The sequence below is a fragment of the Aliiroseovarius sp. D2-2 genome (genome assembly GCF_055809455.1).
The window spans coordinates 709,316-727,080 of the sequence record NZ_CM147913.1 but is presented as its reverse complement, the minus strand read 5'-3'; the positions used below and the strand labels follow the sequence as shown (position 1 = coordinate 727,080).

Genomic DNA, 17,765 nt, shown 5'->3' with positions numbered 1-17,765 from the left:
GGTCTTGATTGAAGGGATCAAACCAGAACCGGGGGACCTCGGGCAGACGGGGACAGTTCATCGCGTCCGGCAAGCGGCGTGACCTGCGAAGGAACAATGCGGGACACAAGCCGGGTTTCGGGCGCGTACATGGCGGGAAGGGCAAATGACGCCGCAAAGATCGATGTGCCATCAGGACAGAGATGCACCGATTCGATGGGTTCGCCATCTGGGCCAAGTGTGATCGTGGTCATACCGGTGCCCGTACAAAGCACCATCTCAAACGACCCGCCAAGATCAGGACTATCACCACGGGCATCTGCCAGCGCAAAGCTGGTGATGGTCAGCGCAAAGGCCAAAACATATGCAAATGCCACACGGATCATGCCCATTAGCTATGCTTCTTTTTCGGGCAGAACAAGCGACAAAGTGTATCAGGTGATCGACACGCGAAAACCGCCCAAAGCGTTAGCTTTAGGCGGCTCAATTCCGGTCGATCCGGGAAACGCTAGAGCTTAGGCGGCTGCCTGAGCTTTTGCGACTTCCTTTTTAATCTTCAATGCGTTGGTCGACAGTTCGTCGTTCTTGGCTTTCGCCAGGAACGCGTCCAAACCACCACGGTGGTCTACCGAACGCAGGGCCGCAGCCGAGATGCGAAACTTGAACGAGCGACCCAGTGCTTCAGACTGAAGCGTCACGTCGTTCAGGTTCGGCAGGAACCGGCGGCGGGTTCTGTTTTTGGCGTGGCTGACATTGTTGCCAGTCATCGGGCCTTTTCCGGTCAGTTCGCAAACACGCGACATGCTCTTATCCTTGCTCTCTCGGGCCAGATTGGTGAGATTTTCAGCGCGCCCTCGCGCTGCTCACGTCCAGCCGGTCAATACAAACGGGCGCCGCAATGGCAGCGCCCCGAATTCCGTTCGCGGTAATTAGACGCCTTTCAGGGGCGCGTCAAGTGAGTCGCAAGCAGAAGTTCACGCGCTGTATACGTGCCAGTCTTTGGCGTCGGATATTGCCTATTTCGTTGATAGACAAGGGCGAACTGGACGGCCTGAACAGGTATCTCAGACTACTCGGCCGCTCTGACCTGCCCCCCTGCGGACGCAAAATGATCCTGTGACCAACTGTAAGCTCCGAAACAGGGCTCAAAGCCCGCGCGATCGCAGCTTGCGCCGTGCTCGGCCAACAGAAAAATGGACCTGTCCCCAAGCGAAGTTGTGATGTTGCCCTCGCCCAGAAATTCGAACTGTTGATAGCCATGTTCTGCTTGCTCGGAAGATACGAAAACCACAATCAAGCGCCCGCCGGTGCCGCTGTTGAATGACGCCATCGTCGAGCAGGTATAGATGCCCGTATCAAGGATCGGATCTGTGATGCCATCCCCATTAAAATCCGCAACGGTCTGTAATCCACCTTGGTTGGTTTCAAGCGTACCGTTTTCGAACGATGCGCAATCCTTGGCCAAATCAACCTCGTAAGCCTCAAGCGCTGGCGCGAAAGCAGCTGAATGGTTTTCCCCGGGCATCTGCTGCGCCCCGACCACAGTCGCGGAAATCAACACGCTGGCAATGGCGAAGAAGGACAAACGGAATGACATGAATGATCCTTTCAAAGACGCGTATGCCATACAAAGATAAGTATCTGGATTGGCGACCGGAAGAGGATACATCGATAGATCGGTGGAACCGGCCAATAACAGCCTAATGAGGTTCCTTTGAACCACTCCTCGTCATTTTAATCGAGGCTCCGTGCCCAACTTCATACGCATCAGCCACGTTGTACTGGCATGACGTCCAGTGTGCTTCCAATCCTTTTGGCCACTGCGATGGATCCAGTAAAACCCGAATGATATCCCCTTCAAAAAACTGGACAGCCCCTGCCCGTGTATCAACATCCATTGGGTCAATATGTGATTGATAGTCAGCTCTGAAACGTTTTGCTGTTTCCCAGATTGAGTGCGATACCTGCATATCCACATAGACCTTTTCCAAGTCGCCATCATAGTCACGCTTTTTCGTCTGCCTGATAAACAGCATTTGGTCGCGCGGGATATCCAGAACAGCAATGTCTGACTGTGGTCCCGAGCTGGAATTTACATAGTCAAAAAAGTTCAGCCGTATCTGATTGGGCTGAAAGCACAAATACCATGCGTTTGCGCTTTTCAACCGCTTGGCCATGCGCACCGCGAAAATCGCCCCAATGCCGGACATCACAGCGATCAGAAGCAGAATGCGACGAAAGAACTGATCCACAGGAAGCAGCATTGCAGCAGCCGTCACAATCGATAGGCACAGCAAAACGATGCCAAGCGATGAATAACTATATGAACGATAGGTCAGGACCAAGGAATCTGAAGAAGTATTTTCAGTCATATCAACGGTTCGCCCAATGCCTATCTTTCAAAACCCTTACCTAAAAGGTTACCCTTGCCCCCGCTTGCGATCAACAAGCGAAGACAAGGGGTAAGATTTGAACGGCGATCAATCCTCGCCCAAGAAACCACCCGACTGACGTTCCCACAATCCGGCGTAGATGCCTTTTGTGGTCAGAAGCTGGTCGTGGCTTCCGTCTTCGATCACGCGCCCCTGATCCAGAACAACGATCCGGTCCATCTGGGCGATGGTGGATAGACGGTGGGCAATTGCGATCACGGTTTTGCCTTTCATCATTCCATAAAGCGTTTTCTGGATGGCGGCTTCGACCTCGCTGTCCAACGCAGACGTCGCTTCGTCCAGCACCAGAATGGGCGCGTTCTTAAGCATAACTCGCGCAATGGCGACACGCTGGCGTTGCCCGCCAGAAAGCTTCACGCCACGTTCGCCCACATGGGCATCATAGCCAGTGCGCCCCTTGGGGTCTTCCAGCGTCTGAATAAACTCATGCGCTTCGGCCCGATTGGCGGCAGCGATCATCTCGGCTTCGCTGGCCGAGGGACGACCATACAGCAAGTTCGCGCGAACCGACCTGTGCAGAAGAGAGCTGTCTTGCGTGACCATACCGATCTGTGCCCGCAGGCTGTCCTGCGTGACGCCTGCCACATCCTGACCGTCGATCAGGATACGCCCGCCTTCAGGATCACGAAAACGCAGCAGCAGGTTTACAAGGCTGGATTTGCCCGCGCCGGACCGACCAACCAAGCCCACTTTTTCACCGGGTTTCACCGACAGGTTCACTCCATCAAGACCGCCCGAACCTTTCCCATAATGATGGGTCAGTTCGTCAAAACGGATCTCTCCTTTCGACAGCTTGAGCGCAGGGGCATTCGGCGCATCGGTGACTTCGTGCTCGACCGAGATTGAGCGCAGACCTTCACGGATAACGCCTGCATGTTCAAACAGCCGCACGGTGACCCACATGATCCAACCGGACATGCCGTTCAGACGAATGGTCAAGGCGGATGCCGCGGCGACCTCGCCCACGGACACGACACCGCGGCTCCAGAACCAGATCGACGTACCCAGAACGCCCGTAATCAAGAACCCGTTCAGGATGTTTAAGCCAAAGCTAAGTTCCGTCATCAGGCGCAAGAACCGTTGAAGACGCAAACGGTGGCGTTTCAGGGCGGAAAGCACATAGCGTTCTTCGCTTTCGCCTTGGCTGAACAGCTTGACGCTTTCGATATTGGCATAGGCATCCACGATCCGTCCGGACAGCAGCGAACGTGCGTCGGACCATTTCTCGGACGCCTCAGCGACGCGCAAGGCGACCCATCGGGTATAAAAGATGTAAAACACCAGCCAGATCACAAGCGGCAGCGCCAGACGTGGATCGATCTGGCTTAGGATCAAGGCAGCCGCGATGACATAAGTCAGTGCGTACCAAATGCCTTCGAATGCCATATAGGTGCCGTCTTCAACTGCGCCACCCAGCTGCATCACACGGTTGGACAACCGCCCCGCAAAATCGTTCTGGAAGAAGCCCATGCTTTGGCCCAACAGGTGCTTGTGCGCACGCCACCTGACCTGATCATGCAGGTTGCCCACAAGGGTCTGTTCCAGCAGCAAGTGGTTTAAGCCGATCATGGACGGGCGCAGAAACAAGATGAACAGTGCAGCCAACAGCAGCTCCAACCCGTGGGTCTGGAAAAACGTCGGCGCGTCGGTGCCGTCCATCAGGTCGATCACGCGACCGGAATAAAAGATCAGCCCTGTTTCGATCAGGGCCACAACAACACCCGACAACGCCATAAGGGCCATCAGCTTACCAAAGCCGTCATATTGCGTCTTCAGAAAGGGCCACAGTTTCGTGGGTGGAGTTTTGTCCGAAAAAGGACGGAAAGGGTCGATAAGATTTTCGAAAAACCGAAACATGATGCGCTCCGTGCGCTAAAGGAAATACAAAGGATAATCGGGGCTGACGTCAGCCCAACAGGACCAGCGTCTAGTGTCGCGGTGGGGTCCTGAGCTGATTCATCCTGCACTCTCCTGCATGTTTCGAAGTCACGCTAACCCAGCTGTTAGCGCATATCAACCCCCGATGGCAGAGCCATGGATTTCAGCTATCAGACGCCAATTTCAGGTGGGCGAGCATCTCGTCCGCAGCGCGCGAGGCCAACAATTCACCTGCCGCCACCTGCCCACCAAGCACGTCAATCTGCGCGCGCGCATCACCCGTTTCCAGCGCCGCCAAAAGGCCGATGCGCAGGTCTTCTTCGAACCAGTGGCGCGCCTGCGCGGCACGGCGTTTGTCCCAGTGGCCGTGTTCACGACGCCAAGCAATCAGCTCTTCCATGGTCTCCCATGCATCAGGCAACCCATCATGTGTGACGGCGGACACCATCATCGCCTTGGGAAAGCCTTCCGGGTCATAGACACGCTTGCGCAAAAGACGCAAAGCGCCCGCATAGTCAGCACAGGTGCGCATGGCGGTATCTTTCAGCGGTCCGTCAGCCTTGTTCACTAAGATCAGGTCGGCGATCTCCATGATGCCGCGTTTTACGCCTTGCAGCTCATCGCCACCGGCAGGCGCAAGGAGCAGAAGGAAAAGGTCCGACATCTCGGCCACCATCGTTTCGGACTGGCCGACGCCCACGGTTTCGATCAGAACTATGTCAAAGCCTGCAGCCTCACACAGTGCGACAGCCTCGCGGGTGCGGCGTGCGACCCCGCCCATATGGGTCTGCGAAGGTGACGGGCGGATGAAGGCATTTTTCTCGCGGCTCAGGCTTTCCATCCGGGTCTTGTCGCCCAGAATAGAGCCGCCCGAACGGGCCGAGCTGGGATCAACCGCCAACACAGCAACCTTCAACCCTTTTTCAATCAGGAACATCCCGAAGGCTTCGATGAAGGTGGACTTGCCCACACCGGGCGTGCCGGATAGTCCGATACGCAACGCTTGGCGACCTTCTGGCGCTGTGGCTTCAAGCAACTTAACCGCTTGTTCGCGATGATCTGCACGCCCGCTTTCAACCAACGTAATGGCGCGCGCTAAGGCACGGCGCTCGCCTGCAATCACCCGTTTGGCCAGATCCTGAATGTCCATGTTGCCTCCGCCTGTTCGCACCGTTTTTGACGCCTGCACCTGCGCCTGTCCAGAGGCCGTGCACATGTTAGCGCCGATTGGGTCAAGGATTGGAGCCAAGTTCCGGGCTGGACCCGGCAGGCGGGGCATCGGATAAGGGCAGGATGACGGATCAACTGCCCATCCATGACGCAATCCCCGCGCTGCTTTCCGCGCTGGCGGATCAAGGCCGCGCGGTGCTGATGGCGCCGCCGGGGGCCGGTAAGACCACCGTTGTTCCGCTTGAGATGCTGAAGGCCGGTGCGTTTACCGGGCGACTTGTCATGTTGGAACCCCGCCGTTTGGCGGCACGCGGGGCCGCCGAACGCATGGCGCAGACCTTGGGCGAGAAGGTAGGCGAGACCGTCGGCTATCGCATTCGTGGCGAAGCCAAGGTGTCTAAAACCACACGGATCGAAGTGGTGACCGAAGGCATCCTGACACGCATGCTGCAATCGGATCCATCACTGGACGGCGTCGGTGCGGTGATCTTTGATGAATTTCACGAACGCTCGCTGAATGCGGACCTTGGGCTGGCCCTGACATGGGAGGCGATGGGGGCGCTGCGCGATGACCTGAAGCTGGTCGTTATGTCCGCCACGCTGGACGCGGATCCGGTGGCAAAACTGTTGGATGACGCGCCCATCATACGCTCCGAAGGTCGGGCGTTTCCGGTCGAGACCAAGCATCTGGACCGCCCCTTGGCAAAAGGCGCACGACTTCCCGAGGTAACAGCCGATCTGGTTCTGACTGCACTGCGTGAGACCGAAGGCGGCGTTTTGGTCTTCCTACCGGGCGAAGGTGAGAATCCGGCGGTGCGAAGGCGCGCTTAAGGGGCATTTGCCCGGCGATTGCCAGTTGCACACTCTTTTCGGTGCGATGGAGTTTACCGCCCAGCGCGCGGCCATTCAGCCTGCCAAGACCGGGCGTAAGATTGTGCTGGCGACCGCGATTGCCGAGACATCCCTGACCATTCAGGACATCCGTGTTGTAGTGGATGCAGGACGGGCGCGGCGTGCCAGGTTTGATCCGGGTTCCGGCATGTCGCGACTGGTGACCGAGCGTGTGTCTAAGGCCGAAGCGGAACAGCGCCGTGGTCGTGCGGGGCGTGTCGCCCCCGGCACCTGTTACCGGCTTTGGACCAAAGGCGAGGAAGGCGGAATGCCCCCCTTCGCACCGGCCGAGATCGAGACCGCCGACCTTGCCCCGCTTGCTTTGGAGCTGGCAGGCTGGGGCAGCCCGGATGGGACGGGCTTAGCCTTTCTGACACCGCCAAATTCGGGCGTGCTGGCCGAAGCACAGAGCCTTCTAAGAAGCCTCGGCGCGCTTGATGATGGCGGGCGGATCACCGATCATGGCACAAAGCTTGCCCGCTTGCCGCTGCATCCGCGCCTTGGGCATATGCTTCTGACCGCGGGTTCTGACGCCGCGGATTCTGGCCGCGCTATGGGGTGACCGTGACCCCCTGCCCCGTGGCGCTCCGATGGATCTGACGCTGAGGCTTGAAGCGATCCGTGATCCAAAAGGCTTTGCGGCGAAACGCGGGGTTCAGGCAAATCGCGGCGGGATCGAGCGTATCCGAACCGAAGCCAAACGGCTGCGGCGGATGGCCGGCGATGCGCGCCCAGACCTCAGTCCTGCACAGATGGCCGCGCTGGCCTATCCCGACCGTGCGGCGCTGCGCCGCCCCGGTGACATTCCACGCTTCGTGATGTCCGGCGGAAAAGGCGGGATCATGGACGAAGGCGACGTGTTGGCGGGGGCACGACTTATCGTGGTGACCGACACGGACGGCAACCCCCGCGAGGCACGTATTCGGCAAGCGACCCATATCAGCGAAGGAGAGCTACGCGATCTGTTCACGGATCAGATTGCGTGGGTCGAAAGCTGCGCTTGGTCGAAACGCGACGGGCGGGTGGTGGCACGGCGGCAGGAATGTCTGGGCGCCGTGGTGTTGGATGATCGCATCTGGAAAGACGCACCTGCTGACGCCGTTGCGCGTGCGATGTTGGATGGGGTGCGCGACCTGGGGTTGCGCCCGTCGGATGCAGCCAAACGGTTCATCGCGCGGGTCGAATTGGTGCGCGCGGGCGGGGACACCCTTCCAGACATGAGTGAAGATGCGTTGATGGCAACGCTCGACAATTGGCTGCTGCCACATCTGTCCGGCGTGAAGACCTCTGCCGGTTGGAAGAAGTTCGACATACTGGAAGCTCTGCGCGGCCGGCTGGATTGGAACCAAATGTCACGGCTGGATAAAGAAGCCCCCGCGCATTTCTCAACGCCATTGGGGCACAAAACGCCCATCGACTATTCTGGGGATACGCCGGAAATCAGCCTGCGCCTGCAAGAAATGTTTGGCGTTACCCGCCACCCAATGGTGGGCAAAACACCCCTGCGCGTGACGCTTTTGTCACCTGCCCGCCGTCCTGTTCAGACGACAACCGACATCCCCAATTTCTGGGCGACAAGTTATGCCGACGTGCGCAAGGACATGCGCGGACAGTACCCAAAACACCCCTGGCCCGAGGACCCCACGCAAGCCGATCCCACCCTTCGCGCCAAGCGAAGAGGCACCTGACCCACGTCACTTCACCGTGATGAAATCCCATTAAATCTCTAGTTTACTTGCATTTTTACCTCGTTTCCCCATATAGTGACCGTTAATCAATATCGTTCAAAAACGAATGCAGGTACAAAATGTCATCGCTTCTAAAACAAGCCTGGGAAGAGGTTGTCTTTCCTATGTTCAAACGCCCCAACCGACTGCAGGTGGCGGCGCTCTGCTATCGTGGCGCAGGTGATGACAAAGAGGTTCTTTTGGTCACATCCCGCGGCACAGGTCGCTGGATCCTACCCAAAGGCTGGCCAATGGACGGCAAAAACGCAGCCGAAGCCGCACGTGAAGAAGCGTGGGAAGAGGCCGGCGTTAGCGAAGGTCAGCTCGACCGCGCACCGATTGGCGAATACTCTTACGACAAAGCGTTGGACACAGGCGGCGTGGCACGTTGTTCGGCATCAGTTTATCCGCTGAAGGTGGAAAAGCTGGTTGAGGAATTCCCGGAATCCGACGAACGCACGCGCAAGTGGGTGTCCCCGGAAGAAGCCGCGGAAATGGTCGATGAAAAAGACCTAAGCCAACTTCTGCGCGACTTCTAAGACGCGGGCACCGGTATCCATCCCTTTCCCCATCGAATCTATTGCATTTGAAACGCCGACGGGCTAGCGCAGGCGCTGAATTGTAACGTCTAAGTTACAGCCAGAAGACAGCTGCAGCGCGGGGGACAGGCCATGAGCGGCGAGAATAACGGCAACCAGTGGAAAACACTGGATAAAGACTTGAACCGGATCAGTCAGGTCGAATACGCCACACAATACGTCGCGCGTCCCTTGGTGGGCATGGGCGTTGCATTGGCGTTCATCGTGCTGGCAGCCCTTGGGGCGGCCGTGTTCTTTGGGCAAACTCCCACCTCGCTTGTCGTCGTGATCGCAGCCGCTTTTGGTGCCTATATGGCGCTGAACATCGGCGCGAATGACGTTGCCAACAACATGGGTCCCGCAGTGGGTGCAAACGCGCTGACAATGGGCGGCGCCATCGTGATCGCCATTTTTTGCGAAAGCGCTGGTGCCTTGTTGGCCGGGGGGGACGTGGTCTCGACCATCTCAAAGGGTATTATTGATCCATCAGGTTTTGATCATTCGCGCACATTCGTCTGGGCAATGATGGCGGCACTAATCTCGTCTGCGCTTTGGGTGAACCTTGCCACTTGGGTTGGCGCGCCAGTCTCGACCACACACTCGGTCGTAGGCGGAGTGATGGGCGCAGGCATTGCAGCAGCAGGATTTGCTGCGGTCAGCTGGCCCACAATGAGCAAGATTGCTGCCAGCTGGGTTATCTCTCCTGTTCTGGGCGGCGTCATCGCAGCCCTATTTCTGGCCCTGATCAAGCACAAGATCGTCTATCAGGAAGACAAGATCGCCGCTGCAAAACGCTGGGTGCCCGTGCTGATCGGGATCATGGCTGCAGCTTTCGGGGCGTATCTGTCGATCAAAGGTCTAAAGCGGATTGTTAAGATTGATCTGGGAACCGCGCTGATGATCGGTGCCGCCGTGGGCGTGATTGCCTATGTCGTCACCGCACCGCTGATCGCGCGTCAGGCTGCGGGCCTTGAGAACCGCACCAAATCCCTGAAGACACTGTTTGCTCTACCGCTCATTTTCTCAGCCGCACTTCTCTCATTTGCACACGGCGCCAATGACGTCGCCAATGCAGTGGGTCCGCTTGCCGCCATCGTTCACGTGGAAAGCGTTGGTGATTTCGCCGCGAAGGTGACGATCCCAACATGGGTCATGGTCATTGGCGCGTTCGGCATCAGCTTTGGCCTGATGCTGTTCGGCCCGAAACTGATCCGCATGGTGGGCAGCCAGATCACAAAGCTGAACCCAATGCGCGCCTATTGCGTGGCGTTGTCTGCCGCCATCACTGTGATTGTGGCCAGCTGGCTGGGCCTGCCCGTAAGCTCGACCCATATTGCTGTGGGGGGTGTTTTTGGTGTGGGTTTCTATCGCGAATTCCATATGGAGCGCCGGTTACGTAAGTCCATGGCAGCACGGCCTCAAGCCAAGCGCATCGCATCCGAGGAACGCCGCCGCCGTAAACTGGTCCGCCGTTCGCATTTCATGACCATCGTCGCTGCTTGGGTGATCACTGTCCCCGCGGCCGCCCTGATGTCCGCTGCGATCTTCTATGTTCTGAACTCGGTTATGGCTTGATTGCCAAGACACAGAATAGAAAAAGGCGCTCAATTTGAGCGCCTTTTTTTGTGGGAACTGAGCTGATTTACTTCCCCAAGCACCATCGCATCACGGCCTTCTGCGCATGCAGACGGTTTTCGGCTTCGTCAAAAATCACTGATTGCGGGCCGTCCATAACCGAGTTCGTCACTTCCTCTTCCCGGTGGGCCGGAAGGCAGTGCATGAACAGTGCATCTGGTTTGGCATGCGCCATAAGTTCGTCATTGATCTGGTAGGCTCGCAGCAAGTTATGGCGCCGCTCACGAGCAGACGGTGCATCGTGCATCGACACCCACGTGTCTGCGACGAGTAGATCGGCACCTTCAACAGCTGCAATGGGGTCACGGACAATATCGACATTCACTCCCTTTGCGCGCGCTTCTTCCACAAAGCCCATTTCGGGATCCAAGGGCTCCGGCCCTGTGAAGGTCAGATCAAACCCGAACTGCCCGGCGGCATGTAGGAAGGAGGCGCAAACATTGTTGCCGTCACCTGCCCAGACCACCTTTTTCCCTGCGATCGACCCGCGATGTTCTTCGTAGGTCAGAATGTCGGCCATGATCTGGCACGGGTGCGAGCGGTTGGTCAGGCCGTTGATCACCGGCACATCAGCGTATTCCGCCATTTCCTGAAGCGTCGCCTCTTCAAAGGTACGGATCATGATCATATCGACGTAGCGGCTTAGCACTTTTGCGGTGTCCGCAACTGTTTCACCGTGGCCAAGCTGCATTTCCGAGCCCGACAGAACCATCGTCTGCCCGCCCATCTGGCGCACACCCATATCAAAGCTGACGCGCGTCCGGGTCGAGGGCTTTTCAAAGATCAAAGCAACCATGTGACCATCCAACGGACGTTCGTCATCAAGCGTCCCTTTGGGTTGGCCAGCGCGCGCGCCTTTGATCCGATGCGCTTCTGAAATGATGCCCTTAAGATCTTCAGGGGATGTGGCGTTGATATCCAGAAAATGTTTCATTTGCTCTGGCCCTCATGGGTTTGTGTTGTGGCCGTGGCGGCTTGATCAAGCCGCGATATGGCCTCTCCGATGTCTTCGTCTTCGATGGTGAGTGCGGGTAGAATACGTAGCACGTTGTCTGCCGCGGGGACGCACAGCACGCCCGCGTCATAGCATTTCGACAGCACGTCCAAGTTTGTCACTTTGCACTTGAGACCCAGCATCAGGCCCGATCCTCGCACGGCTTCGAACACATCGGGATGAGCAGCGATGAGGCCTTCCAGTTTCTGACGGAATAGCCCTGCTTTGCGGCTGACATCCGCGAGGAAATCAGGATCCGCGACAATCTCGGTCACTTTCGATCCGACCGCACAGGCCAGCGGGTTGCCGCCATAAGTCGACCCGTGGGTGCCTGCGACCATGCCGCTTGCCGCATCCTCGGTCGCTAGAACAGCACCCAAAGGAAAGCCGCCGCCAATGCCCTTCGCGACCATCATGATATCTGGCGTGATGCCCGAGAACTCATGCGCAAATAGCTTGCCAGTCCGGCCCATGCCGCATTGCACCTCGTCAAAGATCAAAAGCGCACCGGCTTCGTCACACGCAGCCCGGATCGCTTTCAGCTCATCATCCGGGACGGGGCGAATTCCACCCTCTCCCTGAATAGGTTCTATGATCACGGCGGCCACATCACCTTCCGAAAGCGCATTGGTCAGACCGTCAAGGTCGCCAAACGGCAGATGGGTAAAGCCGGGCAATAGCGGGCCAAAACCAGTGGTCAGTTTCTCGCCACCTGCGGCAGCAATCCCAGCGGACGACCTGCCATGGAACGAGCCGTCAAAGCCGATGATCTGCGTGCGGTCATGCTGGCCTTTGTCATGCCAATACTTACGCGCCATCTTCACGGCCAGTTCGCAAGCTTCGGTGCCGGAGTTGGTAAAGAACACCGTGTCCGCAAAACTCAGATCGACCAGCTGGTCCGCCAGTTTCTGCTGCTGCGGGATCTTATAAAGGTTCGAAACATGCCAAAGCTTTGCGCCTTGCTCGGCCAGAACCTCGACCAACGCAGGATGCGCATGGCCCAGCGCGTTCACCGCGATGCCCGCACCCAGATCCAAATATCGTTCGCCCCCATCCGTGACAAGCCAGCTGCCCTGGCCATGCTCGAAAGCAAGATCAACACGGTTATAGGTCGGCAAAAGCGACGGGATCATGGTGGTATCCTCTTCAAAAAGAAGCCTTTGGGTGCCGGATGGCAGGCCTCAAGTCAACAATTTCCAGATGGGTTTAGATGGGTTTGCGCAAACGGAGCGCAGGATCAAACGGGGACGGACGTCAGGCGCGGGTGCATCGGCGTCGGGTGTCAGCGATATGTGTCTGTTTGATCATGAGGGCGGGATAGGGGATCACGCGCGCGCTGTCCAGCCTTTTCAATCCCCACAAGGGCGCATAGGAGGGTGATATGGAAACGCGCAATTCCCCCTTAGCGGCGGCTGGCTTTATGCTGGTTGCTGCGGTCTTCATCGCAGGCACAACCCTGATGGCAAAGCTTGCTGGGCGGGACCTGTTGGGCGACGCTTTGCACCCCTTTCAGATCACCCACGGCCGTTTCACCTTCGCGTTCTTGGCCATTGGCAGCTTCGCGCTGTTCAAACGTCTACGCGTGACCCAGCCCAATCTGAAGCTGCATGTGGCGCGGTCGGCGGCGGGGTTCGCAGGCGTGACCCTTATGTTTGCGGCGGCCACTTTAATCCCATTGGCAGACGCTACGGCGATCAGTTTTCTGAACCCAGTGATTGCGATGCTTTTGGCGATCCCCCTTTTGGGCGAACGCGTTGGCCCATGGCGTTGGTTGTCCGTGGCAATGGCCCTTATTGGGGCGTTGATCCTGATCAAACCGGGCGCATCGAGTTTTGATCCCGCCGCCCTTCTGGCCTTGGGGGCTGCAGCCCTTCTGGGACTTGAGACCATTTTCATCAAACGGCTTGCGGGCCGCGAGGCACCTTTGCAAATCCTTGTGATCAACAACGCCATCGGATTGACCATTGCCTCTTGCGCAGTGCTGTTCATCTGGCAGCCCCCAACACCTGCCCAATGGGGCGTGTTGGCGGCGCTTGGCTTCATGATGGCCGCAGCCCAAGCATGCTATGTGCAAGCAATCCGCCGTGCGGATGCAAGCTTTGTTGTGCCGTTTTCCTACGCCACTTTGATCTTTGCAGCGCTGTACGATTTCGGAGTGTTTGGCGTGCGCCCCGGCCTGACCAGCCTGATTGGTGCCAGCATTATTGTCGCCGGAGGGGCCATTTTGGCTTGGCGCGAGGGTATTCACCGTCGCTAGAGTCCGATCTGCGCTTGTATCCGGCGCGTGGGTGATTAGTATAAGGGCTTCTGAATTCACAGGGGGCGTTGGCTGATGACGGCCTGCCCCAAGCAGACGGGAAGAAAGCATGTCCTGGACCGACGAGCGCGTTGAAATCCTGAAGAAGATGTGGGGCGAGGGTCAATCGGCCTCGGTCATCGCAAAAGAACTGGGTGGAGTGACCCGCAATGCGGTGATTGGTAAAGTGCACCGTTTGGGCCTGTCCAACAGGTCCAGCAGCACCAAAGCGCCCGCCAAGGAAAAAGCCGCACCGAAGGCAGCGGCCAAGCCTAAGGCGGCAGCCAAACCCAAGGCAGCGCCGAAAAAGGAAGCCGCTGCGGCCAAGGCCGAGACCCCCGAAGCGAAGCCCATGTCAGCTGCGCGTAAAGCCATTATTCCTGCGGGCCAGCCTTTGCCCCCGCAACCTTCGGCGAATGAGATCAGCCCAGAGGCCCTGGCCAAAGTCAGCGAAATCGAAAAGGACGCCAAGCGTCTGAACCTGATGGAACTGACCGAAAAGACCTGCAAATGGCCTGTTGGCGATCCGGCGACAGATGATTTCTGGTTCTGCGGCTTGTCCGTTCAGCAAGGCAAACCTTACTGCGAAGCCCATGTGGGCGTGGCGTTCCAGCCCATGTCCTCGCGTCGAGACCGTAAGCGGTAAGAAGCGCTCATACAGAATTCCGAAAGCGCGCCCTTGTGGCGCGCTTTTTGTTTGGCAAGACTGCAACCCTTTCCATAACGGATCGCTTTGGCTATATGCCCGCCATGACCAATTCAGCCAATCCGCCAGATCTGCGTCCCGACCTTGCCCCGAAAGCCCGCTTTTCAGAGCCCGCCCGCGATGGCCAGCCTACCGTGGGCATGGTCAGCCTTGGCTGCCCCAAGGCGCTGGTCGACAGCGAGCGTATCCTGACCCGCCTTCGGGCTGAAGGCTATGCGATCAGCCCCGACTATTCGGGCGCAGATGCAGTGATCGTGAACACCTGCGGGTTTCTTGATTCGGCCAAGGCAGAAAGCCTTGAAGCAATTGGCGAAGCTTTGAACGAAAACGGGAAGGTGATCGTCACTGGCTGCCTGGGCGCCGAAGAAGACTACATTCGCGGCACCCATCCCAGCGTTTTGGCTGTTACTGGCCCGCATCAATACGAACAGGTTCTGGACGCCGTGCACGGTGCTGTGCCGCCCAGCCCCGACCCGTTCATAGACCTGCTGCCCGCCACAGGCGTCAGCCTGACCCCGCGCCACTACAGCTATCTGAAGATTTCCGAGGGCTGTAACCACAAGTGCAAGTTCTGCATCATCCCGGATATGCGGGGGCGTTTGGCCAGCCGCCCGGCCCATGCTGTAATCCGTGAAGCCGGCAAGCTGGTGGATGCGGGCGTGAAAGAGCTTCTGGTGATCAGTCAGGACACATCGGCCTATGGCGTGGATATCAAACACGCAGAAGAGAACGGCCACCGCGCCCATATCACCGATCTGGCGCGTGACCTTGGCGCGCTAGGGGCGGGCAAGGACCTGTGGGTCCGCCTGCACTATGTCTATCCCTATCCACATGTGCGCCAGCTGATCCCGCTGATGGCCGAGGGGCTGATCCTGCCTTATCTCGACATTCCGTTCCAGCACGCCCACCCGGACACTCTGAAACGCATGGCCCGCCCGGCGGCAGCCTCCAAAACTCTGGACGAGATCGCCGCATGGCGCGCTGATTGCCCCGACATCACACTGCGCTCGACCTTCATCGTCGGCTATCCCGGCGAGACCGAAGAAGAGTTCCAGACCCTTCTGGATTGGATGGACGAGGCGCAATTGGACCGCGTCGGTTGCTTCCAATACGAAAATGTCGACGGCGCGCGATCGAACGACTTACCGGATCACGTTCCTGCCGAGGTCAAACAAGATCGCTGGGATCGCTTCATGGAAAAAGCGCAGGCAATTTCCGAAGCCAAACTTGCCGCCAAGGTCGGGCAGGTGATCGACGTGATCGTGGATGATATCGACGAAGACGGCATCGCCACCTGCCGCACGAAAGCCGACGCGCCCGAGATCGACGGGAACCTGTTCATCGACGACGGAACCGAGGGATTATCTGTCGGAGATATCGTATCAGTCGAGGTCGACGAGGCTGGAGAATACGATTTGTGGGGCCAACTGCGCTAGGGAGCAGTCCCCAAAACTGATCCAAGCACCCTTTTTCCGCGTACTATAACCAGTACAAGGAGAAGGATATGCGACATATATTTATCGCCGTTGGCCTGATCAGCACGATTGGTTTTGGTGCTTTTGCGCAGGAAAACACGATCGAAGACGTCATCTCGGACCAGATCAGTGCGCTGAAATCAGGTGATATTGAGGGCGCGTTTTCACATGCCTCACCCAACATTCAACGCCTTTTTGGAACGCCCGACGTGTTTGGAGATATGGTGCAGAACGGCTATCCCATGGTGATGGACCCCGCACAGGTCGAGCACCTCGACCAGATCACAAATGGGAACTACACTCTGCAGCGTTTGCGCATCCAAGACCGATCCGGCGACGATCATTGGTTCGCTTATGAGATGATCTTGGTGAACGGCAACTGGCGGATCAACGGCGTCTACCGAATTGATCCACCGGGTCTTAATGTATAACGCCAAAACGCCACACGCTTAAAGCGAGTTCACAACATATTCCATTATTCACTTGCTATGTTGACCCGATAGTCTATCCGATTGGCCAGACACCACTTAAGCAGGCCCATGACAGAACTTTCAAAGATCCCGCAGCCCGAACAAGATGCAATCACAGCACGCGATTGGGTCAGAACTCTAGCGAAATATCGCGAACCAAGTACGCTCCGCAGTTCGTTTGAGCTTGTCGTCAGTGCCGGGCCGTTCATTCTTCTTTGGGCTCTTGCGTGGTATTGCCTTTCCATTAGCCCGTGGCTGAGCCTTGCAATTGCGGTTTTCAACTCTGCCTTTCTGCTGCGGCTGTTTGCGATCCAGCATGATTGCGGGCACGGTTCGGTTTTCAAAAGCAGGAATGTAAGCGACTGGGTTGGCCGGGTGATCGGCGTGGTCACATTGACCCCCTATGACGTCTGGAGACGTACCCATTCCATTCACCACAATTCAGCCGGCAATCTAGGCAAACGCGGCATCGGGGACATCATGACCCTGACCGTTGAGGAATACAAAGCACTGTCACCGTTGCGTCAGCTCCAGTACCGCCTCTATCGCAACCCGATCACTCTGTTCGGGTTTGCCCCTGGCTACCTGTTTTTGCTGCAAAATCGCGTACCCGTTGGCTTGATGAATGCCGCGCGTTACTGGGTCAGCGCCATGGGAACAAACATCGCCATCGTCGCAGCGCTTGTATTGATTTGGTATTTCGGAGGTCTGATGCCTGTGCTTCTGATCTTCTTGCCAACCACCCTTTTGGCGGCAACCGCAGGCATGTGGCTGTTCTACGTCCAGCACCAGTTCGAAGAGACCCACTGGAATGTCGAGGAAGACTGGCAGCTGCACGATTCTGCGCTACATGGTAGCTCGCATTATGTGATGCCTTCGGTGCTGCAGTGGTTCAGTGCGAATATCGGCATTCACCATGTGCATCACCTGCACAGCCGCATCCCGTTCTATCGGCTGACAGAGGTCCTTAAAGAAAACGAATATCTGGCGACGATCAACCGCATGACCATTCGTGAAAGCTTGGCCAGTGTGCGTTTGCATCTGTGGGACGAAAAAAGCAGAAAGCTGATGTCGTTTTCGCAGGCGCGGCAGATTTACGGCTGACCACGCCTGACGCTGTCTTTCGGATCAGATCCCGCGCGGTACGCTGAACAGAACCCATCCATCAATCCGCGCGACCTCGGTCCCGCCGGTGTCGACTTGGAACACACCCAGACCTTCGTAGTCTTCCGGGCAACCGACCAGATCGGCGGTGTGGTCCAGATAGTTGATGGTCAATTCATTCTCGCCCAACTTTTCACACTCATCCGCCGGGGTGCGATACCCGCCCATTAGCGGAAGGTCGGTCACATTGGTGGTGGGGGTAGTTGTCGGGTTGAACGCCTCGCAACCGGTCAAAAGACCGATAAGGGCAACCGGGACAATCATGGGGGCAAAGGGTTTCATCACTGCTCTCCTTCTGTTTGCGAAGAGCATATCACAAGTCGTGCGGATGGGGCGAAATTTTCGCCAG

Annotated in this window: 16 protein-coding genes and 1 pseudogene; 8 read left to right on the top strand and 9 right to left on the bottom strand. The window is 57.5% G+C overall.

The features are described from left to right. Positions 1 to 17: 17 nt before the first annotated feature. The 6 genes from AC0L6A_RS03610 to meaB all read right to left on the bottom strand — a co-directional run bounded on the left by AC0L6A_RS03610 (position 18) and on the right by meaB (position 5,460). A complete protein-coding gene (locus AC0L6A_RS03610) occupies positions 18 to 371 on the bottom strand; it encodes a hypothetical protein (RefSeq protein WP_473292261.1) in 354 nt (117 codons plus the stop codon). Between the two features lie 123 nt (positions 372 to 494). Then, positions 495 to 782 (bottom strand): 50S ribosomal protein L28, encoded by a 288-nt coding sequence (gene rpmB, locus AC0L6A_RS03605; protein ID WP_473292260.1) that lies wholly within the window; start codon positions 780 to 782, stop codon positions 495 to 497. Between the two features lie 266 nt (positions 783 to 1,048). Then, on the bottom strand, positions 1,049 to 1,576 hold the full coding sequence (locus AC0L6A_RS03600; protein WP_473292258.1) for a hypothetical protein: 528 nt from the start codon (positions 1,574 to 1,576) through the stop codon (positions 1,049 to 1,051). 103 nt (positions 1,577 to 1,679) lie between these two features. Beyond that, positions 1,680 to 2,351, bottom strand: a complete 672-nt coding sequence (locus AC0L6A_RS03595) for a hypothetical protein (protein ID WP_473292257.1) — start codon at positions 2,349 to 2,351, stop codon at positions 1,680 to 1,682. Between the two features lie 108 nt (positions 2,352 to 2,459). Next, the gene (locus AC0L6A_RS03590) at positions 2,460 to 4,289 is read right to left on the bottom strand and encodes an ABC transporter ATP-binding protein (RefSeq protein ID WP_473292255.1); all 1,830 of its coding nucleotides are present in this window, start codon (positions 4,287 to 4,289) and stop codon (positions 2,460 to 2,462) included. Positions 4,290 to 4,473: 184 nt separating this feature from the next. Continuing rightward, positions 4,474 to 5,460, bottom strand: coding sequence for a methylmalonyl Co-A mutase-associated GTPase MeaB (gene meaB, locus AC0L6A_RS03585; protein WP_473293371.1), 987 nt, complete (start codon positions 5,458 to 5,460; stop codon positions 4,474 to 4,476). Between the two features lie 143 nt (positions 5,461 to 5,603). Between meaB and hrpB the strand changes: the two are divergent. The 3 genes and pseudogenes from hrpB to AC0L6A_RS03570 all read left to right on the top strand — a co-directional run bounded on the left by hrpB (position 5,604) and on the right by AC0L6A_RS03570 (position 10,251). Further along, a pseudogene (hrpB, locus tag AC0L6A_RS03580) lies at positions 5,604 to 8,059 on the top strand (ATP-dependent helicase HrpB). 119 nt (positions 8,060 to 8,178) lie between these two features. Continuing rightward, positions 8,179 to 8,637: an NUDIX hydrolase gene (locus tag AC0L6A_RS03575; protein WP_473292254.1), complete on the top strand. Its 459-nt coding sequence runs from the start codon at positions 8,179 to 8,181 to the stop codon at positions 8,635 to 8,637. 132 nt (positions 8,638 to 8,769) lie between these two features. Next, complete coding sequence (locus tag AC0L6A_RS03570) at positions 8,770 to 10,251, top strand: inorganic phosphate transporter (protein WP_473292253.1); 1,482 nt, start codon at positions 8,770 to 8,772, stop codon at positions 10,249 to 10,251. A gap of 67 nt (positions 10,252 to 10,318) precedes the next feature. Here the strand turns inward: AC0L6A_RS03570 and argF are convergent, their stop codons facing one another. Together argF and AC0L6A_RS03560 are read right to left on the bottom strand one after the other, a co-directional pair. Beyond that, complete coding sequence (gene argF, locus AC0L6A_RS03565) at positions 10,319 to 11,245, bottom strand: ornithine carbamoyltransferase (RefSeq protein WP_473292252.1); 927 nt, start codon at positions 11,243 to 11,245, stop codon at positions 10,319 to 10,321. Then, complete coding sequence (locus AC0L6A_RS03560) at positions 11,242 to 12,438, bottom strand: acetylornithine transaminase (protein ID WP_473292250.1); 1,197 nt, start codon at positions 12,436 to 12,438, stop codon at positions 11,242 to 11,244. Before AC0L6A_RS03560 ends, argF begins: the two co-directional genes overlap by 4 nt. 248 nt (positions 12,439 to 12,686) lie before the next feature. On the opposite strand from AC0L6A_RS03560, the gene AC0L6A_RS03555 reads away from it, so the two are divergent. The 5 genes from AC0L6A_RS03555 to AC0L6A_RS03535 all read left to right on the top strand — a co-directional run bounded on the left by AC0L6A_RS03555 (position 12,687) and on the right by AC0L6A_RS03535 (position 17,356). After that, a complete protein-coding gene (locus tag AC0L6A_RS03555; RefSeq protein ID WP_473292248.1) occupies positions 12,687 to 13,562 on the top strand; it encodes a DMT family transporter in 876 nt (291 codons plus the stop codon). A gap of 109 nt (positions 13,563 to 13,671) precedes the next feature. Continuing rightward, the gene (locus tag AC0L6A_RS03550) at positions 13,672 to 14,247 is read left to right on the top strand and encodes a GcrA family cell cycle regulator (protein ID WP_473292247.1); all 576 of its coding nucleotides are present in this window, start codon (positions 13,672 to 13,674) and stop codon (positions 14,245 to 14,247) included. A 104-nt stretch (positions 14,248 to 14,351) separates the two neighbouring features. Continuing rightward, positions 14,352 to 15,743 carry a 30S ribosomal protein S12 methylthiotransferase RimO gene (rimO, locus tag AC0L6A_RS03545; RefSeq protein ID WP_473292246.1) on the top strand — a complete coding sequence of 464 codons (1,392 nt, stop codon included), beginning with the start codon at positions 14,352 to 14,354 and terminating at the stop codon, positions 15,741 to 15,743. 68 nt (positions 15,744 to 15,811) lie between these two features. Continuing rightward, the gene (locus AC0L6A_RS03540; RefSeq protein ID WP_473292244.1) at positions 15,812 to 16,213 is read left to right on the top strand and encodes a DUF4864 domain-containing protein; all 402 of its coding nucleotides are present in this window, start codon (positions 15,812 to 15,814) and stop codon (positions 16,211 to 16,213) included. A gap of 108 nt (positions 16,214 to 16,321) precedes the next feature. Then, positions 16,322 to 17,356, top strand: coding sequence for a fatty acid desaturase (locus AC0L6A_RS03535; RefSeq protein ID WP_473292243.1), 1,035 nt, complete (start codon positions 16,322 to 16,324; stop codon positions 17,354 to 17,356). Between the two features lie 24 nt (positions 17,357 to 17,380). On the opposite strand, the gene AC0L6A_RS03530 is transcribed toward AC0L6A_RS03535, so the two are convergent. Beyond that, a complete protein-coding gene (locus AC0L6A_RS03530; protein ID WP_473292242.1) occupies positions 17,381 to 17,698 on the bottom strand; it encodes a hypothetical protein in 318 nt (105 codons plus the stop codon). Between the last annotated feature and the right edge of the window lie 67 nt (positions 17,699 to 17,765).